This is a genomic window from Caballeronia sp. LZ001 (assembly GCF_031450875.1).
Lineage (GTDB): Bacteria > Pseudomonadota > Gammaproteobacteria > Burkholderiales > Burkholderiaceae > Caballeronia.
In genome coordinates this window covers 1,211,525-1,238,380 of record NZ_JARTVX010000003.1, presented here as the reverse complement: position 1 = coordinate 1,238,380, position 26,856 = coordinate 1,211,525, and the positions used below count along the sequence as shown (strand labels likewise).

The 26,856-nt window shown below is 62.9% G+C and carries 22 protein-coding genes and 1 pseudogene; 12 read left to right on the top strand and 11 right to left on the bottom strand.

The genetic code is table 11. From position 1 onward, the window contains the following. Positions 1 to 21 precede the first annotated feature (21 nt). On the top strand, positions 22 to 750 hold the full coding sequence (locus P9292_RS10110; RefSeq protein ID WP_309958764.1) for an ATP-binding cassette domain-containing protein: 729 nt from the start codon (positions 22 to 24) through the stop codon (positions 748 to 750). Between the two features lie 218 nt (positions 751 to 968). On the opposite strand, the gene P9292_RS10105 is transcribed toward P9292_RS10110, so the two are convergent. Next, on the bottom strand, positions 969 to 2,576 hold the full coding sequence (locus P9292_RS10105; RefSeq protein ID WP_250494493.1) for a rhodanese-related sulfurtransferase: 1,608 nt from the start codon (positions 2,574 to 2,576) through the stop codon (positions 969 to 971). 182 nt (positions 2,577 to 2,758) lie between these two features. Between P9292_RS10105 and P9292_RS43150 the strand changes: the two are divergent. Next, a pseudogene (locus P9292_RS43150) lies at positions 2,759 to 4,215 on the top strand (NAD(P)-binding domain-containing protein). Positions 4,216 to 4,253: 38 nt separating this feature from the next. Here P9292_RS43150 and P9292_RS10090 read toward each other — a convergent pair. From P9292_RS10090 to P9292_RS10075, 4 genes are read right to left on the bottom strand one after another with little or no spacing between them, the layout of a single operon-like run. After that, on the bottom strand, positions 4,254 to 5,885 hold the full coding sequence (locus P9292_RS10090; RefSeq protein ID WP_309958732.1) for a rhodanese-like domain-containing protein: 1,632 nt from the start codon (positions 5,883 to 5,885) through the stop codon (positions 4,254 to 4,256). Positions 5,886 to 5,891: 6 nt separating this feature from the next. After that, positions 5,892 to 7,082, bottom strand: coding sequence for a cystathionine beta-lyase (gene metC / locus P9292_RS10085; RefSeq protein WP_309958731.1), 1,191 nt, complete (start codon positions 7,080 to 7,082; stop codon positions 5,892 to 5,894). Beyond that, entirely contained in the window at positions 7,082 to 7,693 is a 612-nt protein-coding gene (locus tag P9292_RS10080; protein WP_409015153.1) for a cysteine dioxygenase, read from the bottom strand. The genes metC and P9292_RS10080 overlap by 1 nt, the downstream gene beginning before the upstream one ends. Next, on the bottom strand, positions 7,687 to 8,532 hold the full coding sequence (locus P9292_RS10075; RefSeq protein WP_309958730.1) for an amino acid ABC transporter ATP-binding protein: 846 nt from the start codon (positions 8,530 to 8,532) through the stop codon (positions 7,687 to 7,689). The genes P9292_RS10080 and P9292_RS10075 overlap by 7 nt, the downstream gene beginning before the upstream one ends. A gap of 235 nt (positions 8,533 to 8,767) precedes the next feature. Between P9292_RS10075 and P9292_RS10070 the strand changes: the two genes are divergently transcribed. The 9 genes from P9292_RS10070 (at position 8,768) to P9292_RS10030 (ending at position 18,040) form a co-directional block, all read left to right on the top strand. Beyond that, positions 8,768 to 9,628, top strand: coding sequence for a transporter substrate-binding domain-containing protein (locus P9292_RS10070; RefSeq protein WP_309958729.1), 861 nt, complete (start codon positions 8,768 to 8,770; stop codon positions 9,626 to 9,628). Then, positions 9,598 to 10,371: an ABC transporter permease subunit gene (locus P9292_RS10065; RefSeq protein ID WP_404989385.1), complete on the top strand. Its 774-nt coding sequence runs from the start codon at positions 9,598 to 9,600 to the stop codon at positions 10,369 to 10,371. The genes P9292_RS10070 and P9292_RS10065 overlap by 31 nt, the downstream gene beginning before the upstream one ends. Continuing rightward, positions 10,358 to 11,125: an amino acid ABC transporter permease gene (locus tag P9292_RS10060; protein ID WP_250469230.1), complete on the top strand. Its 768-nt coding sequence runs from the start codon at positions 10,358 to 10,360 to the stop codon at positions 11,123 to 11,125. The genes P9292_RS10065 and P9292_RS10060 overlap by 14 nt, the downstream gene beginning before the upstream one ends. Before the next feature lie 417 nt (positions 11,126 to 11,542). Then, positions 11,543 to 12,571: an ABC transporter substrate-binding protein gene (locus P9292_RS10055; RefSeq protein ID WP_309958728.1), complete on the top strand. Its 1,029-nt coding sequence runs from the start codon at positions 11,543 to 11,545 to the stop codon at positions 12,569 to 12,571. A gap of 61 nt (positions 12,572 to 12,632) precedes the next feature. Next, entirely contained in the window at positions 12,633 to 14,129 is a 1,497-nt protein-coding gene (locus tag P9292_RS10050) for a sugar ABC transporter ATP-binding protein (RefSeq protein ID WP_309846912.1), read from the top strand. Further along, positions 14,126 to 15,088, top strand: coding sequence for an ABC transporter permease (locus P9292_RS10045; RefSeq protein WP_250469233.1), 963 nt, complete (start codon positions 14,126 to 14,128; stop codon positions 15,086 to 15,088). The genes P9292_RS10050 and P9292_RS10045 overlap by 4 nt, the downstream gene beginning before the upstream one ends. After that, positions 15,085 to 16,056 carry an ABC transporter permease gene (locus P9292_RS10040; protein ID WP_309958727.1) on the top strand — a complete coding sequence of 324 codons (972 nt, stop codon included), beginning with the start codon at positions 15,085 to 15,087 and terminating at the stop codon, positions 16,054 to 16,056. The genes P9292_RS10045 and P9292_RS10040 overlap by 4 nt, the downstream gene beginning before the upstream one ends. Before the next feature lie 26 nt (positions 16,057 to 16,082). Next, positions 16,083 to 16,991, top strand: coding sequence for an SMP-30/gluconolactonase/LRE family protein (locus tag P9292_RS10035; protein WP_250469235.1), 909 nt, complete (start codon positions 16,083 to 16,085; stop codon positions 16,989 to 16,991). Between the two features lie 26 nt (positions 16,992 to 17,017). After that, positions 17,018 to 18,040: an ABC transporter substrate-binding protein gene (locus tag P9292_RS10030; protein WP_250469236.1), complete on the top strand. Its 1,023-nt coding sequence runs from the start codon at positions 17,018 to 17,020 to the stop codon at positions 18,038 to 18,040. 70 nt (positions 18,041 to 18,110) lie between these two features. Here the strand turns inward: P9292_RS10030 and P9292_RS10025 are convergent, their stop codons facing one another. Then, positions 18,111 to 18,404, bottom strand: a complete 294-nt coding sequence (locus P9292_RS10025; RefSeq protein ID WP_309958726.1) for a hypothetical protein — start codon at positions 18,402 to 18,404, stop codon at positions 18,111 to 18,113. Positions 18,405 to 18,513: 109 nt separating this feature from the next. Between P9292_RS10025 and P9292_RS10020 the strand changes: the two genes are divergently transcribed. Beyond that, a complete protein-coding gene (locus P9292_RS10020; protein ID WP_309958725.1) occupies positions 18,514 to 19,479 on the top strand; it encodes a helix-turn-helix domain-containing protein in 966 nt (321 codons plus the stop codon). 25 nt (positions 19,480 to 19,504) lie between these two features. On the opposite strand, the gene P9292_RS10015 is transcribed toward P9292_RS10020, so the two are convergent. The 5 genes from P9292_RS10015 to P9292_RS09995 all read right to left on the bottom strand — a co-directional run bounded on the left by P9292_RS10015 (position 19,505) and on the right by P9292_RS09995 (position 26,823). Continuing rightward, entirely contained in the window at positions 19,505 to 19,891 is a 387-nt protein-coding gene (locus tag P9292_RS10015; protein WP_309958724.1) for a hypothetical protein, read from the bottom strand. 508 nt (positions 19,892 to 20,399) lie between these two features. Further along, the gene (locus tag P9292_RS10010; protein ID WP_309958723.1) at positions 20,400 to 22,073 is read right to left on the bottom strand and encodes a cobaltochelatase CobT-related protein; all 1,674 of its coding nucleotides are present in this window, start codon (positions 22,071 to 22,073) and stop codon (positions 20,400 to 20,402) included. Further along, on the bottom strand, positions 22,070 to 23,260 hold the full coding sequence (locus P9292_RS10005; RefSeq protein WP_309958722.1) for an AAA family ATPase: 1,191 nt from the start codon (positions 23,258 to 23,260) through the stop codon (positions 22,070 to 22,072). Before P9292_RS10005 ends, P9292_RS10010 begins: the two co-directional genes overlap by 4 nt. 62 nt (positions 23,261 to 23,322) lie before the next feature. After that, positions 23,323 to 24,525, bottom strand: coding sequence for a 2-methylaconitate cis-trans isomerase PrpF (gene prpF / locus P9292_RS10000; protein WP_409015142.1), 1,203 nt, complete (start codon positions 24,523 to 24,525; stop codon positions 23,323 to 23,325). Between the two features lie 36 nt (positions 24,526 to 24,561). Beyond that, on the bottom strand, positions 24,562 to 26,823 hold the full coding sequence (locus P9292_RS09995; RefSeq protein ID WP_309958720.1) for a multicopper oxidase domain-containing protein: 2,262 nt from the start codon (positions 26,821 to 26,823) through the stop codon (positions 24,562 to 24,564). Positions 26,824 to 26,856 lie beyond the last annotated feature (33 nt).

The window sequence follows — 26,856 nt, the reverse complement described above, 5'->3', positions numbered from 1 at the left end:
GCTCCTCGTCCAGGCTCGGTCGTGCGTGCGGCAGAGGGCGATCTCGCGGTATCGCTGCAAGGCGTGGAGAAGCGTTTCGGCGAGCGCACGGTGTTGTCGAAGCTCGATTTTTCGATCGAGCGCGGCAGTTTCGTGTCGATCGTCGGACGCAGCGGCTGCGGCAAGTCCACGCTGCTGCGGCTGATCGCCGGCCTCGAAGCGACCACGGCTGGCGTGCTGCAACGCCGGGCCGCCACGCCGGATGCCGAGTTGCAGGTTCGCATCATGTTTCAGGACGCGCGTCTTTTGCCGTGGAAGAGCGTGCTCGACAACGTGATGCTCGGTCTGCCGCGTTCGGCGCGTGACGAAGCCCGCGCGACGCTTGCTGAAGTGGGCCTTTCCGAGCGCGAACGCGACTGGCCTTCGCAGTTGTCGGGCGGTCAGCGGCAACGCGTGGCGCTGGCGCGGGCGCTGGTGCATCGGCCGGACTTGCTGCTGCTCGATGAACCGCTCGGTGCGCTCGATGCGTTGACGCGCATCGAAATGCACGGGTTGATCGAACGGCTGTGGCGAGAGCATCGATTCACCGCACTGCTTGTCACGCACGACGTGCAGGAAGCGGTGTCGCTTGGCGACCGCGTGGTGCTGATCGAGGAAGGGCGTATCACGCTGGATACGAAAGTGGCGCTGCCGCGTCCGCGCTCGCGTGCGGCGGAGGGGTTTGCGGAGTTGGAGGAGGCGGTTTTGTCGCGGGTTCTGCGGCGGTCGTGAGGGCTGGGGTTTGGACGTTTTTCGCGTATTTCCGCATTAGAACGTACGGGACGATGTCATGCCAACCTCGGCTCGGGTTCATCGAGCGAACACGGGCATGCGCCGCGATCCAAAACCCAACGCAGCCTGGAACCCCGACCATTGATATAAAGACCGTTCGCGGCCATTGCGCAAAGGCGCGTCGCCATAAGAACCGACCACGCGCCTTTCTCCAGGCATCACACCACGAAAAACCCATGCGTGCCATCGCGCTCCAGTTGCGCGACGAGGCCGTATTCCCAGTCGAGATAAGCCTGCATGGCTTCGCGCGCATTGCCCACGCCTTCATACGGACGGCGGTACCGGTCGATGCGTGGCGACGCAAGCCGTGCTTCCCCGCCTTCGGTCTGCAAACCGGCGCGCACCCACGCGGCGTTGCCGCCTTCGAGCACATGCACGGGCTTGTTCGTGAGCGTCGCGATTTCAGCTGCGGCGTAGGGCGCAAGCGCGCTCGTGCCGCATGTGACGACGTAGCGCTTCGCATCGGGAAGGTCGCGCAGATCGTCGTGAGCGGGCGTGATGCGCGAACGCAGAATCCAGTGCGCGCCGACGATATGCGCCTTCACGTAGTTTGCGCTCGGTGCAACGTCGAGCAACACGACGCCGCTCGCGGGATCGTCGAGTAAAGCCGACAATTCCTTCGGCGCGATGGTCGGCACGGGAGCGGGCGCGGGCCGTTCGGGACGCCACGGGCCGCTCTCGGTCAACGCATCGGGGCCGGCTTCATCGACGACATACGCTTCGACGTTCATCTGCGCGAGCCATGAGGCGGTCATGTTGGCGCGCACGCCGTCATCGTCGAAGAGCACGACGCGCGCGCCGCGCACCGGCGCGAACATCTCCGTTTCCTGCACGAGCTGACCGCCCGGCGCGCTCTGAAAACCGGGCGCGTGCGCGGCTTCGTATTCGGTTGGCGTGCGTACATCGAAACGATACGTGGTGCGCGACGTATCGCGCGCCCAGCGCGCGGCTTCATCGAGCGAGGAACGTCGAACGCCTGCACGTTGCGCAAGGGCGAACGCGGCCTGCCGTGACGCTTGCAGATCGCGAGGCGCGCGTCCCGTGTCATCCTCGAAACGGCGCTTGCTGCCGTGTTCCAGCGTCTGCCCCGCGAGCGTCCAGCCGATGGTCCCATTGCGCAGCGCCGCCACCTTGTTCGGCAGCCCTGCATTCACGAGCGATTGCGCGCCTATGATGCTGCGCGTGCGCCCCGCGCAATTCACGACGATACGCGTAGCCGGATCGGGCGCGAGCGCGCGTGCGCGCAGCACGAGTTCCGCGCCGGGCACGCTCACGCTGCCCGGAATGTTCATGGTCTGATATTCGTCGAAGCGGCGTGCGTCGAGCACGACGAGATCGTCGCCGTTCTTCTGCAGCGCGTCGAGCGTTTCAGCGGAAAGCGAAGGCGTGTGACGCTTCGCTTCGACGAACTCGCCGAAGGCCTTGCTCGGCACGTTGACATCGCGAAAGACTTCGCCGCCCGCGCGAATCCAGCCATCGAGACCACCTGCGAGCAGCGCGATGTTTGTGTAGCCGAGCGCGTCGAGCTTGTCGGCGGCGCGCACGGCGAGACCTTCGCCGGCGTCGAAGAGAACGATCGGCACATCGCGGCGCGGCAGACGCGCATGCACGTCGAGTTCGAGACGCGTCAACGAAAAATTGGCTGCGAAAAGCGGATGGCTCTGCGCATGCGGATCTTCTTCACGCACGTCGAGCAGCGCGATCTCCTGGCGGGCAAGCAAGCGCTCGCGCACGTCCTCGAAGGTGCGAACGGGATAGGTCTTCATGTCGTGCGGTCTTCCTTCGGTTTTACAGGCGTTCGAGGCTATCACCGCGCGGGGCGCAAGCGAAATAGCGGATTGGCATAAGGATATGGGCGCGGTTCGCGGCGTGCTCATTAGAAAAGCACGATTCCTTCGTTTGCACCGCCAATCCGCGGCTCGATACTCGGTATCCCGACAATCCCAGGATGCCCCGTTCCATGACCCAAGCCTTCGATCAGCAAGCACGCGAAACGCTGCGCCTCATCGGTCCCGATCCGGACGACTGGGTCGCGAGCCGCGAGGGCATCGACCATAACGTCGTGATCGTCGGCGGCGGCCAGACGGGCGCGGCATTCGCGTTCGGGCTGCGGCGCGCGGGCATCGGGCGGGTGAGCGTGATCGATGCCGCGCCTGACGATACGCGTGCGGGCGTCTGGCAAACCTATGCGCGGATGAATCGCCTGCGCACGCCGAAAAGTCTCGCTGGACCCGAGGCCGGTTTGCCGGGGTTGAGCTTTCAGGCGTGGCACGAGGCGCGGCATGGCGAAGCGTCGTATGCGGATATCGAGCGCATCGGACGCGAGCAATGGGCCGAATACCTCGCGTGGTACCGGCACTTTCTCGCCATTCCCATTCGATACGGCACGACCCTGACGCTGATCGAACCGTTGGGCACGCATTTCCGGCTGCATCTTTCGGTGCGGACCGACGAAGGCACTCAGACGCGCGTGGAGACCGCGCGCAAGGTAATCCTAGGCAATGGCGTCGCGGGCAACGGCGGCCGAATATCGTGCCGCCGCTCGCCGGTCTGCCCGCCACGCACGTTGCTCACACCACCGACGCGATCGATTTCAACGCGTTGCGCGGCAAGTCGGTGGCGGTGATCGGCTCGGCGGCTTCGGCCTTCGATGCCGCCGCGACCGCGCTCGAATCCGGCGCGGCCACCGTGCATCTGTTCGTGCGGCGTGCGTCGCTGCCTTCGGTGCCCGTGAGCCGCGCGAAGGCATACCCCGGCGCCTACGACAACTTCCCCGCTCTGCCCGATGCCACGCGCTGGAAGCTCGCCCTGCGCTTCAGACGCGCCGGTTCGACCGCGCCCGCCGATGCGATCGATCGCGTCGCGCGCTTCGACAATTTTCATTTGCATCTCGGCGCGCCCTGGCAGCATGCCGAAGCCGCGGGCAAGCAAGTGAAGGCGCAAGTCGGCGACGAAACGTTCGCGTTCGATTTCGTCATCGCCGGCACGGGTTACGCGGTGGACCTGCATGCACGGCCCGAGCTTGCGCGGATAGCCGATCACGTTCTGCTCTGGCGCGATCGATACGACGCTGCCGCCGACGAACGCGACGACGCCCTCGGCGCGCATCCGTATCTTGGAGATGCACTGGAATATCTCGAGAAAACGCCGGGCAGCGCGCCGTTTCTGAAGAACATTCATGTGTTCAATCCGGCGGCATTCGTGAGCCGTGGCGTGCCCGTCGGCGACGTGCCGAGCATGAAGCGCGACATACCGGCCGTGATCCGGCGCATCAGCGAAGATTTGTTCCTCGAAGACCTCGATGTGCACGAAGCGCGCATGCATGGCGACGTCCCCGCCGATTTCGACGCCTCGCGCTACGCGCATCGGCTCCATGAGAAAACGGATGCACAGCCGGCTAGCTGAAGCGCGCGACCCGCTTCGTCATGTAAGGCGAAGCGGCGTCAGACGAGTTCCGCCGCCCGGCCGACCTTGAACGCGGCGAGCTCGTCCGGCTCGCATTGCGCAATCAGCCCCGTCTCCCATGCGAGATACGCGCGCGCGGAATCGAGGTTGCCATCATGACGGTCATGCACGAAGAAGAGATAGTCTATGCGCGTCTCTTGCGGCAACTTCACGGCATCGCGATCCACGGGCAAGCCACGTTGCTCCCACGCATCGAGCCCAAACGCGGCGAGTTCGATATCGGCGAAACCTGCTTCGCGCAGATCGGCGGCGACGAGACGCGCCGATGCTTCCGACGCTGCATCGGCAAACAAAACCAGCGGCGTGTCGAGGCGCGCATGCAAGGCGGTCAACGTATCGAAGACGCGCGGGCGAACGGTCCAGCGCGCGCCAACCGGCCGGCCTTTCTCATGCGCCGCGCTCGACCGCAGGTCGAGCACGATTGCGTTCGCGGATGGCGCTTCTTCGAGGAGATCGGTTCGATCCAGCGCAGCGGCAGCGGGCGCATGCGTATTCCACTTCGACACGATGGCCACGTCGACGGTCGCCGCTTCGTAGCCCAATTGCACGAGCCAGTGAGCGATGACCGGCGCGCGGATGCCGTCGTAGTCGATCAACAAGAGACGCGCATGACACACCGCCACGCTCTGATCCGTCGCTTGCACGAGCTGACCGCCCGGCGCATGGGCAATGAAGGGCAGACCATCGCGCGCGTATTCCTCCGGCGTGCGGACATCGAGCAGATAGGTCGTGCGTGCGGTATCGCGACGCCACTGGTTCGCGTTCGCCTCATCGAGCGCAATCACGCCGAAGCGTCGCGCAAGCGCTTGCGCACGCTCGCGTGCCTTGGCCTCGTCGTGCGCGCTTGCCGCGCTCGGGATGATGTCCGCGTAACTGCGCGTGCTGCCGTGTTCCAGCTCAAGACCGGCGAGCGCCCATCCTTGCGTACCGTTTTCCAGCGCGAAGACATCGCGACGGATGCCGAGATTGCGCAAGGTCTGCGCGCCGATGATGCTGCGCGTGCGCCCCGCGCAATGCACGACGATGGTCGTATCGGGCGAGCCCGCGAAGGCGTCGATATGCGCCGCCAGTTCGCCGTTCGGCACGCACACCGCGCCCGGAATCGCCATCTTGCGATGTTCGTCGCGCGTGCGTGAGTCGATGAGCGAGATCGGACAGCCGCCGCGTTCGGCGCGCCAGCGTTGCAGTTGCGCGGCGCCGACATGCGGCGTGCCGTATTTGTGTTCGACAAGTTCGCCGAAGGTCTTCGACGGCACGTTCACGCCGCGAAAGAGCGTATAGCCTGCTTGCCGCCATGCGGCCGTGCCGCCTTGCAGGATCGCGATATCGCCGTAGCCGAGCCCTTGCAGACGGGCTGCCGCGCGACGCGCCACGGCGTCTTCGTTGGCGCCATCGTCGCATAGCGCGATGCGCACATCGGCGCGCGGCAGGAGGCGCGGCGCATCGAGTTCGAGCCGGCTGAAGGGAAACGGTACGGCGAAAAATGGATGGCCTTCGCCGAACTGGCCCGCTTCGCGCACATCGAGCAGCGCGAGTTCGCGGCCGTCGTTGAGCCACTGGCGTAGCGTTTCGGCGTCGATGAAGCGCACGGCGTCAAATGATGAAGGCATGGGAGGTCAGGTACAGGTGAGCCGGAAGGCACGGCGAAGATCGTCGATCAGATCGGCGGGGTCTTCGAGACCCGCGTGCAGCCGCACGACCGGCGCATCTTCAGTGAAATAGCCATGCACGCGAAGCCGCGATGCAGGGGCGATGAGCGCAAGGCTTTCGAAGCCGCCCCACGACGCGCCTTGCGCAAAGAGACGCAGGGCATCGACGAAGGCGCGGGCTGCATCGGGCGTCTTGCCGCGTGCGAATGCGAACGACACGAGACCGTTCGCGCCTTGAAAATCACGACGCCAAAGCGCGTGTGACGGATCGTCCGGCAACGCGGGATGATAGACACGCGCGACCGCGCTCTCCGTCTGCAAATATTCAGCGATGGCCAGCGCATGCCGCGCATGTTGCGCAAGCCGCACGCCGAGCGTGCGCGCGCCACGCAGCGCCAGATAGGCATCGTCCGCGCCGACAGCCAGGCCGAGAGCATCGTGGGTATCGCGCAGACGCAGTGCAAGCGCGCGGTCGTTCGTTGCAACCGCACCCTGCATGATGTCCGAGTGTCCGCCTATGTACTTCGTCGTCGCCTGAATGGAGATATGCGCGCCGTGTTCGAGCGGTCGATGCAGAACGCCGGCGCTATACGTGTTGTCCGCGGCGAGCAAGAGGCCGTGCTCGCGGGCGAACGCACCGAACGCGGGAAGATCGACGACCTCATACAGAAACGAACTCGGCGACTCGACATAGACGAGCCGCGTCGTCGCGCGCAACGCATGGCGCGGCGGCCCGTCTTGCGCGGCAAAGTAAGTGGCTGCGATGCCGAACCGCGCAAGCAGAGGCTCGATGCGCTCGCGCACCGGGCCATACACACTGTCCTGAATTAAGACGTGATCGCCCGGCGACAACAACGCCAGGAACACCAGCGTAATCGCGGATGCACCCGATGGCGCGAGCAACGCGTGCGCCGCGCCTTCGAGTTCGCCGATCACCGCTTCGAGCGCTCGATGCGTCGCCGTGCCATGACGGCCGTAAGTCGCGACATCCTCGCCATCGTGGCGTTGTTTGTGCAACCGCTCGTAGTCGGCGCTGCTGGCAAAGCGCACGGTGCTCGTGCGTACCACAGGCATGTTCACCGGCGCCGCGCCATTCTCGAAGCCAGCGAGACCCGCGTGCATGAGCCGCGTGGCGAGCGCGGTACGCTCGTCCGTCATCAGCCGACCGCCTGGGTCTGATGGTGCAGATGCGTCTGGTTGTATCGAACGATCTTGCCGTTTTCGAAACCGAGACGTCCCGTGAGCGTTTCGAGCGGCCTGCCGTAGAGATGGAAGTGCAGCGTCGGCTGCTCGCCGGTCACGTGGATGCTGTGGATATCGTCGGGCAGGAAAGCGATGGGCGTGCCCGGTTCGACCAGCACTTCGCGGTCCACCTCGACGCTCCCGCGGTCCTCGTCGTTGCGGTCGTCCGTGCGGCGATACACGCGGTTCAACTCGCTGCCTTCCACCGCGACGATCACGGCCCACGTGTCGTGGTTATGCGGGATCGTCGCCTTGCCGGGCAACAGCGAGTTCAAATAGAGCGCGATGCCATCGCTGCCCGGATTGAGACGGTAGCGCGTCGACGTATCGCCACTGGCCGGATCGGGCGGAGGAAAGGCTTCGCGGGTGAAAAGCTCGGGCTGGTCTGCAAGTGTCTGCAATGCGGCCGCGATGTTGGCGAGCGCGTTACGCGTGAGCCCATCGCGTTCGAGAATGGCATGCGTTTGAGCGACGAGCGTATCGACGCGCTGCGTGATGTGAGGGGCGATGGAGGGTGTCGTCACGATTGATTCGATGCTAGCGTCAGGGATGAGCGCGAACGCGTGCGCCGCACGCGTGTGCCCGCGCTGTCGAGAAAGCGCTGCGTGCGTTCGTCGCGCGGCGCATGAAAAAGTTGTGCGGGTGTGCCTTCCTCGACGATCACGCCGCCTTCGGTGAAGACCACGCGGTCGCTGATGTCCTCGGCAAAGCGCATCTCGTGCGTGACGAGCACACACGTAAGGCCTTCGTCCACGAGTTCGCCGATTACATTCAGCACTTCGCCGACCGTTTGCGGATCGAGCGCGGAGGTCACTTCGTCGAAGAGAATGAGTTCGGGCCGCATGGCAAGCGCGCGTGCAATGGCCACGCGTTGCTGCTGTCCGCCCGAGAGTTCGCCGGGATACGCGTGGGCTTTATCGGCGAGACGCACCTTGGCAAGCAATGCGCGCGCCGTGTGTTCGGCTTCGGCGCGGCTCGTGCCGAGTACGCGGACGGGCGCGATGGTGAGGTTCTCGAGCGCGGTGAGATGCGGAAAGAGGTTGTATTGCTGAAACACGAAGCCAATGCGCTTGCGCAATTCGATCTTCTGCTCGTCGCGCGTCAAGGCCGCGACATCCACACCGTTTACGCGCACTTCGCCACGCTCGGGCGTGATGAGGCCGTTGATGCAACGCAGTATCGTCGACTTGCCCGAGCCCGAAGGCCCGATGATCGATACGGCCTGATTGCGCTTCACGCTCAGATCGATACCGCGCAGCACGGGCGTGGTCCCATACGACAGATGGACGTCGCGCATCGTGACGAGGCCCGCTAGCGGTTCCATATCGAGTCTGGCGACGGCGCGCCCGTAGACGAGAGACATCATGCGTGGCTAGAAAGTGGAATCATTCGGGCGCTTCGGCGCTACCTCTTGGGTGAGAGGCCCATTGTAGGAATGGCGCGATGCTTTCCGAACGAAGCAATCTTCACAACCTTATATGCGGCGTGACGGCGCTTTTCTCGGCGCGTGCTTTCCTTAGCAGATCAGATTCGTTTGCAGCGCGCGGCGCTGTGCCTACGCTAGCGTGTCCCGCAACTCGAACATGCAAGCCGAGGCTTCGATGTCATCTGCCGTATCGCTTCAATCTTCTCTTATTTTCAAGCTCAAGCGCGCGACGCTCGCCGCGCTGACTCTCGCAGGCGTCAGCGCAGGAACGGCGCACGCGGATGCCACGCTCGATCGCATCGACTCGCGTCATGAGATCGTCGTGGGCGTGATGATCACAGGCGGTCCATTCGGTTCCATCGATCCAGCCACGCAAAAGCTGCGTGGCTTCAATGTCGATCTGGCGCAGGACATTGCGAAGCGTCTGAACGTGAACGCGCAACTCGTCTCAGTGCAGCCTTCCACGCGCGTGCAGTTCTTGCAGCAGGGCAAGGTGGACATACTCGTCGCCAATATGGAATTCACCGAGCAGCGCGGCGAGATTCTCGATCATGTCGCGACGCCTTACTATCAAGTGGGCGGCACGGCGATCACGGCGAATACGAGCGGCATCACGCGCTGGGAAGATCTGCGCGGCAAACCGGTTTGCATCTCGCAGGGCAGCAGCTACATCAAGCCCGTGGTCGAAAAGTATGGCGCGATTCCGCGCGCGTTTCCCGGCGCGGCCGAGTCCTTGCTCGCGCTGAAGGGCGGCAACTGCGTAGCCGCGGTTCACGATGCCGCGCCGCTGCTCTATCCGCTGCAACAGCGCGATCCCGAGTGGCGCGCGTATCGAACCTTGCAGCCCGAACTCGCGCCCGCGCCTTCGGTGATCTGGGTGCGGCAGGGCGAAAGGGACACGGCCGCACGTATCGATACCTTCGTGCGCGACTGGCATCGCACAGGCTGGCTGATCGATGTCGAAGCGAAGAACGGTCTCGCACCGCCATCGCCCGCGCTCGCGCAATGGCACACGACGCAGGTGTCGTCGAAATGACATCGTTCGCGCACGAGTTGATTGCACGCGCGCAGCACGCGGGACTCGACTACCGCTTTCTGCTCGATAGCTACGATCGCGCGTCGTTCGTGAGCGGCATCGGCTTATCGATCGGCATCGTTGCGGCGACGCTGCTCGGCAGCGCAATCGTCGGCGTGGTCTTGCTCGTGGCGTTGCGTTCGAGCAGCGCGTTGCTCGAAGGCATTGCGCGCGGCGTGATCGAACTCACGCGCAATACGCCGACCATCGTGCAACTGTACTGCGCGTTTCTCGTGCTCAATACGCTCATCACGCAGCATCTGCAGGCGCATGGCGCTGACAATCCGCTCAAACCCTTTCTGTGGGTCGTGATCGTGCTTTCGATAAACAAGGGCGCGTTTCATGCCGAAGCGCTGCGCGCCGGTTTCGATGCCTTGCCGCGCGAAACGCTCGAAGGCGCGGACTCGCTCGGCTTCTCGCGCAAGACGCGCTTCTTGCGCGTGGAGTTGCCGCTGGCGTTACGCGCGGCGCTGCCCGCGCTCGTCAACAATGCGGTGGAACTGGTCAAGGCATCGGCGATTGCATCGGCTATCGCGGTAGGAGACATCACGTATCAATCGATCATGATCTGGACGCAGCGTGACAACGTACTCGCGTTGATGCTGCTGATACTCGCGTTCTTCTACGCGCTCACGGCGCTCGTCAACGTGTCGGGCCGCTGGATAGAGCGGCGGCTTGCGGTGCCCGGTTATGGTCAGCGATAGACCCGGCGCCTATGCGGGCGCGACCATTGCCGTGGCCGCGCTCGTGCTATGGCTCATGGCGCCGCGCGATATTCCCGGCGCGCAGCTGCTTGCCGATTTCGTTCGATGGCTGCCCGCGTTGCTGCATGGCTTCGCAATCAATGTCGCGGTGAGCATCGGCGCGTTGACATTCGGCACGGTGCTGGGTGTGTTCGTCGGTTCGCTCTCGCTGGCTCGCGGTATCGTCGGGCGGGCGGCGCGGCTTTGGGTGCAGGCGTTTCGCAATGCGCCGTGGCTCGTGCTGATTTTTTTCACGACCTATGTGTTTCCGTTCGAGTTCGATCTCGGCGGACATATCGTGCCGTTTCCCGACTGGCTCAAGGTGGTTGCGGCGCTCGCGCTGCCGGCGAGCGCGAATATTGCCGAGGTATTTCGCGGCGCGGTGCAGTCCATTCCCTCCACGCAATGGGATGCCGCCGGTTCGCTCGCCATGTCGCGCCGGCAGATTCTCTTGCTGATCGTGCTGCCGCAATGCATGCGCCGCATGCTGCCGCCGTGGATGAACGTCTACGCGATCATCACGATGGGCACGGCGCTGTCATCGCTCGTCGGCATTCACGACGTGCTCGATACCGCGCAGATCGCCAGCACGACGGTCGCGCATTCGAGCTTCACCGTGCTCATGTACATGAGCGCGCTCGCGTTGTTCTTCGTTTATTGCTATCCGGTGACGCTCGCGACCCGCGCGGTCGAGCGGCGCTTGCGTTCGCGCTAGGCTTATCTTCCGTCAGGCGTTGCGTTGCCCACGCTCCGCGCTCGCGGAGACATCTCCTTACCCGTTCCGTTAATCGAATTGCGCGAGCCAAAGGCAGTCGTTATACTGCCTCGGCGGTATAGTGGCCTGACCACTGCAATTGGCCTGACCGCGACAGACAAAGGTAATGGCAACTCCTGGCAAGCATCGCACCGGCATCCGCGCCCGTGCGCTTACGAAAGGCGTGTGATCATGATGTCGTCTCAAAGCCTCGGCCTCGCCCCGCGCAACGCCCGCAATTTTCTCGAACAGTCGTACCATTCTTTATCTCTCGACACAGGGGGAGGGCCGAACGCGCCCTGATCGTCCATACGCATTCGGCCTGACAAAACGCTAATTCAATCAACGATAGCAGGCGACATGAAAGGAGACACAAGGATGTTCCGCAATGGAAAGACGGCCGCGCTCGCGCTGGCCTCATGCCTCATCGCAACCGGTGCGCACGCGCAAGTCGCAACCGGCGATACCTCGCAGAAGAAGATCGCGTTGTCCAACAGCTTCGGCGGCAACGCCTGGCGGCAGTCCATGCTGAAGAGCTGGAACGCCGTGTCGGAGCAGGCGGTCAAGGACAAGAAGGTCGCCGCCGCGCCCGCGTTCACCACGGCGGAGAATCAGGTCACGGAGCAGGCGCAACAGGTGCAAAACCTCATCCTGCAAGGCTATAACGCCATCGTGATCGATGCCGTCTCGCCCACCGCGCTCAACGGCACCATCAAGAAGGCATGCGCGGCCGGCGTGGTCGTGGTGTCGTTCGACGGCATCGTCGATGAACCCTGCGCGTATCGCGTCAACTTCGACTTCAAGGGCTGGGCGGAACAGGGCGTCGATTTTCTGGCGCAGCGTCTCAACGGCAACGGCAATATCCTCGAAGTGCGTGGCGTGGCCGGCATCTCGGTCGACAACCTCATGCATGAAGGCGTGCTCGAAGGCATGAAGAAGCATCCGGGCATGAAGCTCGTCGGCTCCGTGTATGGCGACTGGACGCAATCGGTCGCGCAAAAGGCCGTGGCGGGTATCTTGCCGACGCTGCCGCAAGTGGATGGCGTCGCGACCGAAGGCGAAATGTCCTTCGGTATCGCGCAGGCGTTCAAGGCAGCCAATCGCCCGACGCCGCCGATGATTATCGGCAGCACGTATCCCGAACTCAACTGGTGGAATGAGCAGACGAAAGCCGGCTATCAGTCGCGTTCGCTGTCGAATCCGCCGGGCGCGGTGAGCTTTGCTTTCTGGGTCGCGCAGCAAGTGCTGGCAGGCAAGAAGATCCCGAAGGAAGTGACCATCAACGTGCCGCTGCTTGAAATCTCGCAACAGGAATTGCCCGCGAAGCTCGCGGCGACGCCACCGGGCGGCATCAGCGATGTCACCTACACGTTGCCGCAAACCGTCGCGCTGCTCGACAAGAAGTGATCTCCATGGCGGCGCATGCCTCAAAGGGCCGCGCCGCTTTCTCCACACATGGAGCACGTGAATGAGTGCAACTTTTGATACCGGTAACAGCGGCGGCACCGGTCATGCCGGTAAGCGCGCCGCGCTGATTCGCTTCGAAGGCATCGGCAAGACGTTCGGCCGCGTGCGCGCGCTGGCCGATGTCGATTTCACCTTCCTGCAAGGCGAGTGCGTGGGTATTGCCGGTCATAACGGCGCAGGCAAGTCCACCCTGATGGCCGTGCTCGCGGGCGTGTACGAACCGACGCAGGGCACCATCGAAGTGGACGGCAAGCATGCCGAAGGCTACGACGCCAACTCCGCACGCGATGCAGGCGTGCGCTGCGTGTTCCAGGAACTGTCGCTATGCGCGAACCTGACGGTTGCCGAGAACATGTGCGTCGTGCACCCGCAATTGCATGGACGCGGCTGGCGGCGTCGCGCCACGGCGTTGATGCGCGAGAAGCTCGAAGAGATTTTTCCCGGCAATGGATTGAAGGGCAATGAGCTCGTTTCCGATCTCACCCTCACTCAGCAACAGATGGTGGAAATCGCGCGCGGCTTCACGGTGACGGATGCGCCCGTGCGTCTCGTGATTCTCGACGAACCGACGTCTTCGCTCGATGCTCACACCGCCGACCAGTTGCTTGCGTTCGTGCGCAAGGCGGCGCAAAGCGGCATTACGTGTCTGCTCATTACGCATATGTTGGGCGAAATAGAGCGCGTGGCGGACCGCGTGATGGTCATGCGCGATGGCGGTATCGTCAGCGTGCTGGGCCGTGACGATGCGAAGCGCGAATCGATCATCCAGGCAATGGGGCAGCATCTCGAAGCCGACAAGACGCCGGGCGCGGTGCGCGAGCAGAACGCGCGCAATGACGAGCGGCATTTTCGCTGGACGCTGGGTGCCAAACGCGAGACATCCGTCGATGCCGCGCGTGGCGAAGTCGTCGGCTTTGCGGGACTTGCGGGACAAGGGCAGACCGAAGCGTTGCTCGCCATCTACGAAGCCGCGACGAATAATGCGAGAGTCGCTTTCGTGGCGGGCGATCGCGCTCGCGACGGCGTGTTCCCGGTGTGGTCGATTGCGCAGAATTTGGACTTGCGCTGGCTTGCGGGCGGCATGAAACGCGCGCGCGGTCTGGTCGATCTCGCGGCGGCCCGTGAAGTGGTCGAAGCATGGCGCGCGAAGATCGGCATACGCGGTGCGTCGATGAACGCGGGCATTTTGTCGCTCTCGGGCGGCAATCAGCAGAAGGTGCTGTTTGCCCGCGCGCTTGCATCGAATGCGGAACTCATCCTGATGGACGATCCCACACGCGGCGTCGATGTCGGCACGAAACGCGACATCTATCAGCTCGTGCATGCGGAAGCCGCGAAAGGCCGCACGTTCATCTGGTACACGACCGAAAACGAGGAACTGTCGCACTGCGACCGCACTTACGTGTTCCGTTCGAGTCACGTCACGCGTGTGCTGCATGCGGACGAATGCACGGAAGAAGCGCTGCTCGCGGCGAGTTTTGAGGAGCAAGCAGCATGACGCCCGCCAGTAGTAACACCCGCGCCAACGCATCGAATACGCAAGCACGTTTGCGCGCCTTGCTTCCCGCCATCTCGCTCGTCGCCGTGTTGGTGCCGATTCTCGTCATGCAGCCCACGGTGATGAGTTACTTCGGTTCCAGCCTGCTGCTGAATCTCGCCGTGCCGATCGTGCTCGCCACGCTTGCGCAGCTTGCGATCATCACCGTGAACGACCTCGACCTTTCCATCGGACCATTCGTGAGTCTCGTCGCGTGCATCGGCGCGACGCTGCTCGTGAAGACGCCGTGGCTCGGCGCGTTGACGCTCGTCGGTTGCGTGCTTGCATACGCGGCTGTCGGCGCGCTCATCGAGTTGCGCCAGATACCGTCTATCGTCGTCACGCTCGGGCTTTCGTTCGTGTGGAGCGGCCTTGCAATCGTGCTCTTGCCGTCGCCTGGCGGCACGAGTCCCACGTGGCTCGGCAACGCAATGAATTATCAGACGCCCTTCATCGCCGCGCCTATCGTGTGGTCGGTGCTGATCGCGATCATCGGTCACTTGCTGCTCATGCGCTCGTCGGCGGGCGTGCGCATTCGTGGTGCGGGCGGCAATCCGCGCGCAATGCGCCGCTTCGGCTGGTCGCTCGTGCGCAGCAAGGCGACACTGTATGGCATAGCGGGCGTGTTCGGCGTCCTGTCGGGTCTGTCGCTGCTCGGTCTCACCACTTCCGCCGATGCCAACCTTGCACTGCGTTACACGCTGCTTTCCATCGCGGCCGTGATCCTCGGCGGCGGCGAATTCGTCGGTGGACGCGTGTCGGTGATCGGCGCGGTGCTGGGTGCGATCACGCTGACGCTCGCGGCATCGTTCCTCGCGTTCCTCAACATTTCGTCGGACTGGCAGGTCGGCATGCAAGGCGCGATTCTCATCGTCGTGCTTTCGTTGCGCGTGCTGCTGCAACGTGGAGAGCGCCGATGAACACACTCGCGGACAAGAATGGAAGCATTTGGACGCGCCTCAAGAGCATTCAGGCGCCCTGGGCCTGGTCGTTCGTCGGCGCGGTGCTGGTGTGGTTCGCCATCGTCGTGATCTTCGGCTTCGGCATTGCGAGCAATGTCGCGCAGACCGCGCTCACTTACGGCGTCTTCATGGTGCTCGTCGGGCTCGGGCAGATGCTCGTCATCACGTCGGGCGTGGGCAATATCGACTTGTCGGTGCCATCGACGATAGCGCTTGCGGGCGTCGTCGGCATGCACGTGATGGGCGGCACGAACGGCGGCATTGCACTCGGCATTGCGGCGGTGCTGGGCGTGGGGATCGTGATCGGCCTCGTGAATTACGCATTGATTCGCTTGCTGCGCATTCCGCCGATCATCGCCACGCTGTCGTCGAGCTTCATCATTCAGTCGGTCGCCATCACGCAAGGACGGCAACTGCCGCCGCCGCCTCCCGCGCTCGGAGCCTTTGCGACGGGACGCTTCCTCAACGTGCCGTATATCGCGCTCGTGGCGCTGGTTCTATCCCTCGTGCTGGGCGTGCTCTTGCATCGCGCGGTGTATGGGCGCCAGCTTTCCGCTATCGGTCAGAACTCGCGCGCGGCATGGCTTGCGGGCGTGAACGTGCATCGCACGCGCTGCATCGCGTACGTGCTTTCTTCGATGATCGCCGCGCTCACGGCCTTGCTGCTCGCTTCGGTATCGGGCGGCGCATCGCTCGACATGGGCGTGGAGTACATGCTCATATCGATTGCGGTGGTCGTGATCGGTGGCACGCTCGTGACAGGCGGCAAGCCGACCATCACGGGCGTGTGGGGCGCATCCATGTTCCTCTTTCTCACGAATGCCGTGCTCAACGCGGTAGGTGCGGATGCGGGCGTGCGCTCCATCGTGTATGGCGTGCTCATCATCGCGGTGACGGTGGCCGCGGGCGGCAAGGTGGTGCGCTGAAACGGATTCAAAAAAGGAGGAGACACATGAAGTCAGGAGAGTTCGAGATTCACGACGCGCGTTTCAAGTGGCTGATGCAGGGCAATGCGCCACTGCAGAAGATCACGGGCGATTGTCTGTGGGCCGAGGGTCCGGTGTATTTTCCGGCGGCGGACATGCTCATCTGGAGCGACATTCCCAACAACCGCATGTTGCGCTGGGCGCCGGGCATGGGCGTGGGCGTGTATCGCGCGCCGTCGAATTACAGCAACGGCAATACGCGCGACCGCGAAGGGCGGCTCGTGAGTTGCGAGCATGGCGCGCGCCGCGTGACACGCACGGAGCACGATGGCAGCATCGTCGTGATTGCATCGGAATACGAAGGCAAGCGGCTCAATTCACCGAACGACGTCGTGGTCGATTCACACGGCGCGATCTGGTTCACGGACCCCGATTACGGGATCATGAGCGATTACGAAGGGCATCGTGCGCCAAGCGAGATCGGCCGATGCAACGTATATTGCGTCTCCCCCGACGACACGCACGTGCGCCTGGTTTGCGATGACTTCGTCAAGCCGAACGGTCTTGCGTTCTCGCCGGACGAGTCATTGCTGTACATCGCCGATTCGGCGGCATCGCACGACGACACCGCGCCGCGTCATATCCGCGTGTTCGATGTCGCGAAGGACGGCGCGCTGCGCAATAGCCGCGTGTTCGTGGACATGCCAAGCGGCGTGCCGGATGGCTTGCGTCTGGACGAACATGGCAATGTCTGGACGAGCGCGGAAGACGGCGTGCACTGTTATGCGCCGGACGGCACGTTGCTCGGCAAGATACTCATTCCCGAAGTGGTGGCGAACCTGACCTTCGGCGGGTTGAATCGCGATCGCTTGTTCATCGCGGCGACTTCTTCACTCTATTCCGTGGCCGTGAGCGTGCGTGGCGTCGGACGATAAAGACACATCTACAAGGAGACAACAACGTGAAAACAGTATTGTCGTTTCTTGCCGGCGCCTGCTTCGTGGCGTTGTCGGCAAGCGCATCGGCGCAAGTCGCGACGGGCGATACTTCGTCGCTCAAGATCGCGCTTTCGAACAACTACGCGGGCAATAGCTGGCGTCAGCAGATGTTGAAGAGCTGGTCAAACGTGGCGGACCCGGCTGTAAAGCAAAAGGTCGTCGCGGCCGCACCCACCTTTACGACCGCCGAGAGTCAGGCGACCGAACAGGTCCAGCAGATTCAGAATCTCATATTGCAGGGCTTCAAGGCCATTGCCGTCGATGCCGTCTCGCCCTCCGCGCTTAATGGCGTCATCAAGCAGGCGTGCGGCGCGGGCGTGACGGTCGTGTCGTTCGACGGCATCGCGACCGAACCGTGCGCGTATCGCATTGCCGTGGATTTTCAGGGCATGGGGCGCATGCAGGTGGATTATCTGGCGAAGCGTCTGAACGGCAAGGGCAACTTGCTGGAAATTCGCGGGCTCGCGGGCGTTTCCGTGGATGACGAGATTCATCAGGGTATCGTCGATCAGCTCAAGAAGTACCCGGGCCTGAAGATCGTCGGTTCGGTGCATGGCGACTGGACGCAAACCGTGGCGCAGAAGCAGGTTGCGGGTATCTTGCCGACCCTGCCGCAGATCGATGGCGTGGTCACGCAAGGCGGCGATGGCTTCGGTACGGCGCAGGCCATCAAGGCGGCGGGCCGGCCGACGCCTATCATCATCCTCGGCAACCGGCAGGAAGAACTGGCGTGGTGGGCGGAGCAGAAGAAGACCGGCTACGAGACCATGTCGGTGACCATTCCGCCGGGGGCTTCGTCGTTTGCGTTCTGGGTCACGCAGCAGGTGCTGGCCGGGAAGAAGATTCCGCACGATATCCGCATGCCGGTGCTCGAAGTGAAGCCTGAAGAGCTGGACGCGGTGCTGGCCAAGACGCCAACGGGCGCGCTGGCTAACAAGGAATACACGCGGGATGAGGTTGTCGCGGTGATCGACGGAAAGAAGTAGACGTTTGCGAAGTAGCGTGTCGAAGGGCGGCCGATGAATGGCCGCCCTTCGACTTTCATGACGCGCCTGATCAGCCCTTCTGAATCAACCGCCCAAGCGGCGCGAGCGGACCCACCGGAATCAGGTCGAAAGTCATGAAACCGCTTTCGGTCAGCGGCAGCGCGCCGACTTCCGCTCGGGCCGCGTCGACCGATTCGACGTCCATCAGAAACATCACGCCCGGACGGTCCTGACGGAACCAGAATTGCTCGATCTTGCCATCGAGATAAAGCTGCAGGGTATGTGGAACCTCCTTCGGCATGATCCGTTGCTGCTGCTCCGGTGTGGGCGGATTGGTGATGGATCCAACTGCGAATACCTTCATGGGTGAACTCCTTCCTTGACTGCGTTGCGATGTACAACGGAGCTCACTGTAGTCTTAGGGCGCAAAAACCGGTATCGTCGCAAATGCCAACTTTGAGGGCATTTACGCCATGCGAATTTCAATCGTCGCTCTGGAAAGCCTGTTCGATACCGGGCTCACGGTCTTGCTCGATGCGTTCACGCTCGCCAACAAGTTCTCCGCTCAGGCCACGGGCGGTGCGCCTCGGTTCGATGTTTCGCTGGTCGGCGTGCGCAAGAAGGTCCGCTCGGCGCAGGGATTCGGCATTCCGGTTCGGCCGGTTGCAGCCGACCTGAAGCCCGACTGGGTGATCGTGCCGGCATTGAGCACCGGCACGCCCGAGTTGCTCGTTCCCGCGCTCGAACGGCCGGATGTGAGAAAGGCCAGAGCGCAACTGCTGCAATGGCACGACGAGGGCGCGCTTATCGCAGCGTCGTGCATCGGCACGTTTCTGCTGGCGGAAACCGGGCTGCTCGATCATCGCGAAGCGACGACGACCTGGTGGCTCGGTCCGTTTTTCCGGCAGCGCTATCCGCATGTGCTGCTCGACGAATCGCGCATGCTCGTGCCGACCGATGTGGGCGTGACGGCCGGCGCGGCACTGGGACATCTCGATCTGGCGTTGTGGCTGATCCGCAAGGCAAGCCCGGAACTCTCGAATCTGGTGTCGCGTTATCTGCTTGCGGACCTTCGCTCCTCCCAAGCGCCTTACATGATCCCCAATCATCTGGCGCAAGCCGATCCGCTCATTCTGCGTTTCGAGCGATGGTCGCGAGAGCACCTCAAGTCAGGCTTCTCGCTTCAGGAGGCCGCCAGCGCGCTCGCGACGAGCACGCGTTCGCTGCAACGCCGGTGTCAGGACGTGCTCGGCAAGTCTCCGCTCGCGTACTTTCAGGATCTGCGGGTGGAACGCGCGCAGGCGCTTTTGCATGGCAGCGGTCTCGACCTCGAAGCTATCGCGGCCGAAGTCGGTTATGTCGATGGCGCAACCCTGCGCACGCTCTTGCGTCAACGCCTGGGACGCGGTGTGCGAGACCTTCGCGCGGACTTGCGCTGAGAGCGGTGCGCCGGGACTTTAAACTTCAACGCATGGCGAACACCGTGCGCTGTTTGTTGTCGTTGCCGTCCCAGTGCTCGCTCAACTGCGAGAGCGGCACCGCTTTTGCATCGACACGTAATGCTCCCGATGCAGCCGCGTTCAGTACCGCCTTCACGCATTCGAGCAAGCGCGGCAGTGCAACGCTGCCGATCCCGCTGCCCATCAACGTGATTGCAGTGGAACGCAGCACGGCGCCCGGCAAGCCGATCTCGGCGCCGCCAATCGAGCCGATCTGCACGAAGCGCAAGACACGGCCATCGTCCAATGCTTTCGCGGCGGCGATCAACAAGGCACGCGCACCAGGACCCCAGAGATAGTCGAGCACGATATCGACGCCTTCCGCGAACTGCGCTTCGAAAGCACGCGACATCGCATCCTCGTTTTCATCAAGGGCGATCGTGACATCGGCGCCGGCTTTCGCGCAGCGCGTCGAGCACCGCCGCGTTGCGCCCTAGATTCGAGACCTATCGACATGAGGCCGCTCAACGCGCCCATCAACTTTCCGCGCGCGTGACTGTGCAGGGACATTTCGCGCGGCGCGGCTTGCGTGTGTTCGGCGGCAGCGAGAAAAGGCCCGTCTTGCGAAGTGACGAGGTCGGGGCGAATGAGCGGTGTAGTCATGGCCGGTTTGCCGTATCGATTGGCTTTTATACCGGAGATTGGCCGCGCTCGCATGGCTAGACTGGATGCATCGTCATGGAGGCACTATAAAAGCCGCAATCGTCAATGCAGCAGGACAGCAACCGTTCTACGGCGACTTCGCCGAACCCGTCGCAACGCCAGAACACCACATCGTTCAGGTCAATCAGCGCATTCATCGATGTGTTTCGCCGCACCTTCGGCACGACGCCCGGCCGCTATATGGCGAGGAAGCGCGTTTAGATGTGTTCCAGCATCCATTCCCGATGCCCGAGCAGTGTCTGCCCCAGCACTTCGAACGCCGCCGCGGGCAACTGCTGAAGCTCTTTCACGACGCTGCATACGGGATAGAACTCTTCGACCGCGTCATCGAGTATGCCGATACCGATGAGTTCCACCTTACGCGCGAGCACTTCGCGCACACGCTCGCGCAGATCGCTACGCAAAAGCGCGGGATGACCTTCTCCCGTCGCCGGATAACCGTCCGACAAAACCATCAGTATGCGACGGCGCGCACGTCTCGCGAGCAATCGTTCGGCGGCCCAGGTCAGCGCTTCGCCATCGGGATTTTCATGGCCGCATGCTATGCGCGCAAGCCCGCTGAGATTGGCCGAATCGAAGCGCTTATAGACTTGCAAATCGAGTCTTTCGACAAAGCGATTGAAGCCTTCGGGCGGCGTGTGTCCACTAGAGAGCCAGCGCTCGTAATAAGCGCGCATGTCCGCGTCTTCTATCGAGCTATAGCCCAGCACTTCGCACGCGAAGCCGAGTTGTTCGAGCGCGTCGCACAGCGCGGTCGCGCATAGCCGTGCAAGTTCGATCTTGCGTCCAGCCATGGAGCCGCTTCGATCGATCAGCAGCGTGACGGCGGCATCGCGGCCGGGACGCGCGCGTGCCGCACGAAACGGCGTGCGATAGCCAGGCGATGTTGCAAGACGCACGAGCGACGGCCGGTCGAGTTCGCCGCGTTCCTGTTCGCGCTGCCAGTGCGTTTGTTCGTCGGCCTTCAATGCGCGTTCAAGACGTGCCTTCAACGGCCCTGTTTGTGCGCGCGCCAGCGTGCGCAGCTTGCGCCATGCGGTGGGGTCGCCCATGCCGGTGAGATCGGTCACGCGATCGAATTCCGTGGTGAGGGGAACGGAGCGTGTCGGTCGTTCGATCGGCGATGCATTGCTTTCGGGCGCGATGGCATCGCCTTGAGAATCGGGCGAGGAATCGTCGAGTGGCGCCGCGCTGGAATGCGCGGGCGTCGACTCTTCGCTGGTTGCGTCGTATTCGGGCTCGGATGCCGACTCGTGGTCCACGGTGAACATCATGTTGTTGATGTCGCCCGCCGATAGCGCTGCAATGCGTTCGAGCGCGCGCATTGCAAGACGCACGCTTTGTTCCGTCGATACGCTCGCGCGCCCTTCGCGCAGGATATCTTCCATCACATGAAGCGCCGTGCCCAACGATGGCGTGTCCTCCACGGCCGTCGCTTGCTCGTTCCAGAGCGCGCGTTCGACGCGCCAAGCAAGTTGCTCGCGCCAACCGAGCTTCTGCCAGCCGCCAAGCACGAGTTCCTGCCGATGCTCGCGGTACGAACGCAATAACGCTTCGGCACCGGGGTAAGCATCGAGCAGAAGGGCGCATGCGCGTCTGTCGTCGAGTGCGCGAGCGATACCGCGTGCACCGGCTGCCGTCTTGTCGAGTGCGTCTGAATCGCAATGACAATGCCGCGCGACGAGCAAGTCGAGATAGCCCTTAACCGTGTCGTTTTGCGTCGTCGGGTCGAGCGTATCCGGCAGCAAAAGCAGCTTGCCGCGCACGACAGGCCCGTCCGGTGAGAAGCCGATTTCCAGATCGTCACGACGAGCCAGCGTGCGCGCGAGCTTCGCGAGATTGTCGTCATCCATCGGCGTCGATGCGTTCATCTCGCGATGTAATGCTGCACGATATCGCGGATCAACGCGGCGTCCTCGGCGCTGACCTTGGCGTAGATCGTCGGACCCGCGGCGGCTTCCGGGTCGCCGCTTCTCAGCATGAGCGCGGTCCAGTCGAGCAGCCTGCGCGTGGAGAACGCGCTCGACAGATCTTCGCGCGCGAAGGCAGCGCGACAGTCCGCCGCGATGGAGGCAAGCGTCGTCGCCATGGATGCGCTCACGCCTTCGCCGAAGGTACGCACGAGCACCTCGGCTTCATCGGCGGGAGAAAGGTAGTCGAATTGATACACGCGCCAGCGGTCGAGGAACGCTTCGTTCATCACGTTGGCGCCCTGATACAAGTGCCGATATTGACTCATCGCGCCGACTGCATTGGCTGTCGCAAACAATCTAAACGAGGGATGCGGCGTCACGATCTCGTTGCCCCTCTCCTTGAGCAGGAGACGTCCGCCGGGTTCCAGTACGGCGGTGAGGACGGCGAGTATCGCGGGTTCGGCGAAGTCCACTTCGTCGACGATCAGCCAGAGACCTTCGCGCATGGCGGTGGGCAACACGCCGTCGATCCAGATGGTCTCGCCGCCCTTGACGGTCCAGAAGCCGACGAAGTCGCCGACTGTCGTCTGGCCGTTCATGTTCGAGCGCAGCACGCCCTGATTCGTATGCGCGGCGACTTGTTCGATGAGGCTCGTCTTGCCCGTTCCCGTATGCCCGATCAGCAAGAGGCGCCGGTTCTCGACGATGTCCAAGAGGATGTCGCGTGAGCGTGCCGCGAAGAGATAGGCCGGGTTCGGTGCGGGAACGAAGGGTCCGCCCGCACCCGTCGGCATGGACACGGAGTCGATGACCGTGCTGTCCACCATGCTCACGACGCCCACGCTTGCAACGGCCGCGCGCTTCAAGTCCTGCATGAACGCATGACGGTTTGGAGACGACGCCTGATCTTCCCGATGCTTCACGAAGCCTTCACGCCGCCACTTTTGCAGCTTGGCTTCGAGATTGTCGAGGTCGACCACTGTATCGACACGGACTTCGCCCGCATTCAGACGATGCAGGATGCGATACAGATGCGGCCGGTCCGCGTGACTGACCGTCCATTGGCCGGCGTTTGCATCGGCGGGATGAACATAGACGCCGACGTGAGACGCGTCGCGCGTGGAAGATTCGAAAGAGGCGTTCATGAAAGGCGAGGCGCGGGCGATGACCTGTGCGAGGGTGCATCAAAAGTTACGCCACGTCCAGCTTACTTCATCGTGACCGACGACGGCACGAAGACGAAACCTTCCATCAGACGCCGCGCGCTGCGGCTCATGATGGCTTTTGTCACGGTCCAGCTTCCGTCGCGTTGCTCGGCTTTCGCGCCCACTTCGAGACTGCCGGAAGGATGCCCGAAGCGCACCGGTGCGTGCGCATTCGCGACGAGCCGGTTGACGACCGTCCCCGGAATGGCCGCCGCGACGGCGATAGCCACGGCGCCCGTGCCCGTCATCGCGTGATGCAGCTTGCCCATGGAAAAGATGCGCGCGTTGATGTCGAGCGCGCTCGCATCGACATGCTTGCCGCTCGATGCGACATAGCTCGCGGGCTTCGCGACGAAGGCGAGCTTCGGGGTATGCGGGCGCGATTGCGTGGCTTCGTCGGCTGACGCGGCGAGACCCATGCGCACCGCGGCGTGAGCGCGAATGGCTTCGGCTCGTTGCAGCAAGGCGCTGTCGCTGTTCACGTCGCGCTGCAGTTCACTGCCTTTCAAGTCGAGCGATGCCGCATCCACGAAAATGGCCGGGTTTCCCGCGTTGATCATGGTCATTTCGACCGAGCCGACGCCGGGCACGTCGAGCACGTCGATAGCGTTGCCGGTCGGAAACATGCTCTCGTTTGCATCGCCGGCTGGATCGAGGAATTCGATCTTGATCTCGGCTGCGGGGAAGGTCACGCCGTCGAGTTCGAAGTCGCCTTCTTCGACCACTTCGCCGTCTTTCATCGGCACATGCGCGATGATCTTCGCGCCGATATTCGCCTGCCAGATGCGCACGGTGGCCGTGCCGTTACGCGGGGCATCGACGAGACCCTGCGCGATGGCGAACGGACCGACCGCCGCAGTCAGGTTGCCGCAATTGCCGGACCAGTCGACCACCGGCCGGTCGATGGCGACCTGACCGAAGCGATAGTCCACGTCGCAATCTTCACGCGAGGAAGGACCGATGATCACGACCTTGCTCGTGCTGGAGGTCGCGCCGCCCAAGCCGTCGATATGCTGGCCATAAGGGTCGGGGCTGCCGATCACGCGTAGCAGGACGGCGTCGCGCACGGCAGCGTCGGCGGGTAGCCAGTCGTCGCGAAAAAATACGCCTTTGCTGGTGCCGCCGCGCATGTAGACGGCCTGAAACTTCGACTGAGCCAAGATGATTCTCCGGGTGTGCACGCATTCGATGTCTTCATTAAACATCAAAACGTCCCGACCCGGATAACTTACAAAAGCATCTCAACGCCTGGCATAGTCTTTCGCCGAACACAGCGAGGCTGCCAGCGCGACTTGCGTTTCATCCTCGCCGCGCAGACGCGCGAGCCACTTGCCCGCGTTTGCCGATGCAGTAGCGAACGGCGCGGTCACGCGTTGCAGATAGGCTGTCATCGGCGAGACGATACTGACGTTCTCCATCATGCCGCGATCTTCGTGGTCGAGGATATGGCAATGCATGACGAATTCGCCCGTGAAGTCCTGATAGATCGTGCGCATGGAAAGCTGATACCCGGCCTTGATGAAAAGCGTATCGCGCTCCACGCCTTGCAGGTTGCAGTACTCCGTGTCGCCGGTTTGAAGCTCTTCGTCGGTGCAACCCCCCGAGCCATTGAAAATGGAGTTGCCGGCTGCGTTCTTGATGTCGATGATCCTGAACGGATTCGTGTGAATGTGAAACACGTGTGTGGCGAAGGCCGTGGCGGAGACGTTCCATTGATCGATGTTGCCGAGCACGCCGGTGTAAGCAGTGACGCTCGGATCGTAGCTCTTGCCGTTGATGGTGAATGCGGGCGGCTTGATGTCGAACACAGCAGGCACGACGTTGACCACCTTGCCATCCACCGGCACACTGGGCGCGAACGCTCGCAACGTAAGCGATGCGAGATCCGTCTTCGCGGGTTCCGCGAGCGTGGGATTGGCCGCGACCAGTTGATTGCGAATGTATTGCCAGTAGCGCGAGTGATTGCCGACCGTGGTGTTCGGAATGTTGACGCCGGGACCGACACGCGCGAGCGACAACAGACGCCGGTCCTTCGCCTTCGATGAATTGGTTCTGAAGTTGATGGTCGCGGAAGCCGAGGCGGCTTCGTCGAGTATGCAATACACACCCGGCGATGGAAAGGCCACGAGCACGTCGCTGCGGTAGCCGGGGTTCATCGAATTGACGTCTTTTTCGACCATCGCGTTCATGGTGATGCCGTCTTCGGCGAACTCGAGTTGCTTGACGGTTTCACCGCTGCAGAGTTGATCGAGCGTCAGGGTCTGCGACGTCTTGGTGTTGTCCTTCGCGAGCGCCGAGGCTGCCGCGCTCGTCGCCGTGTTGACCTGCGCCGCGCTCAAGGACTGCGAGTCCGCCACGCCAACGGCCGAGAGATTTGCACGCACGATCTTCACATTGATGGTGTCGCGATTGCCGCCATGCACCATGCGAAGACGGCGCACTTCGCCTGCGGGTACGAAGGTCGTGGCGCTCGGAAAGACTGGCTGAACCACGCCGTTGATCTGCGTATAACGGCCGGATATTTGCCACGTCGAATTGAACTGCCCCGTGTGACCGGGCCGCGGGTCCTGAACGAAGGAAAGCTGGTTCGTATAGCCGCGAATTTCGCCGATCTTTCCAGATGGGCAGATCCATTCGAAAGTGGTCGGGTCGGCCAATGGCACGGTGGATTGCGCGTCGCTGAAGCAGCCGTATTCGATCTGCTGAAACAGCATGACGTGTTCGCGCATCGGCAAGGGTAACAGCAGGAAGCGGCGATGCAGGATGGTGTCGATATCGGCGCTGCCATCGACGACGCCATGGCGCGCCTGACGTGAACCGCGCACGATCAGCACGCCGGCCATGCCGCTCGCGACATCGATGGCAGTCGAGCCGTGCAGATGCGCGTGATACCAGAACGTGCCGGAGGGATGCGTCGACGGAATGTTGTAGACGTATTGCTGCGACTGCTGAGGCAGCACCGTCAGCAGCACGTTGTCCGACTTGCCGGAAGGCGAGACATGCAGACCGTGCGTATGGATGTTCGTGTGATTGAAGCAATGCGGCGTGGAGTGATCCGGATTGTCCGGGCAGTCGTCCACGGGATCGTTCACCTGCAACCTGTTGTTGAGCTTTAGCCTGAGCGTGGCGCCCGGCTTGATGCTGATGGTCGGCCCGGATGGGCAGCCATTGTACGAACGCATCGACACGGTATCGAAGGCGTTGGTGGAGGGGTTGTAGATGCGGTAGCTGCCCTTTTGCACCGACAGCGTGACCGAGGCCGAATTACCCGATGGATTCAGCCCTTGCAAGCACTGAAGCCGCGCAAGTATCGAAGCAAGCCCGCCCGGCGTTGCGACCGCTGTGTTGTCCGCCGTGGTGTCGGAGTCGTCGCTGAGATCGTCGAACGAACGTGTGGTCAGCGTGCTCGACGTGCTCTGCGCGAAGCTCATAGCGGGCGCGAATGCACAAGCGAGAAGCACGATCGGCAGAGCGCTTTTGAAACGACGAACGAGGGATTTCATGATCCGCTCCTTGCATGGACGAACACGGTTGGC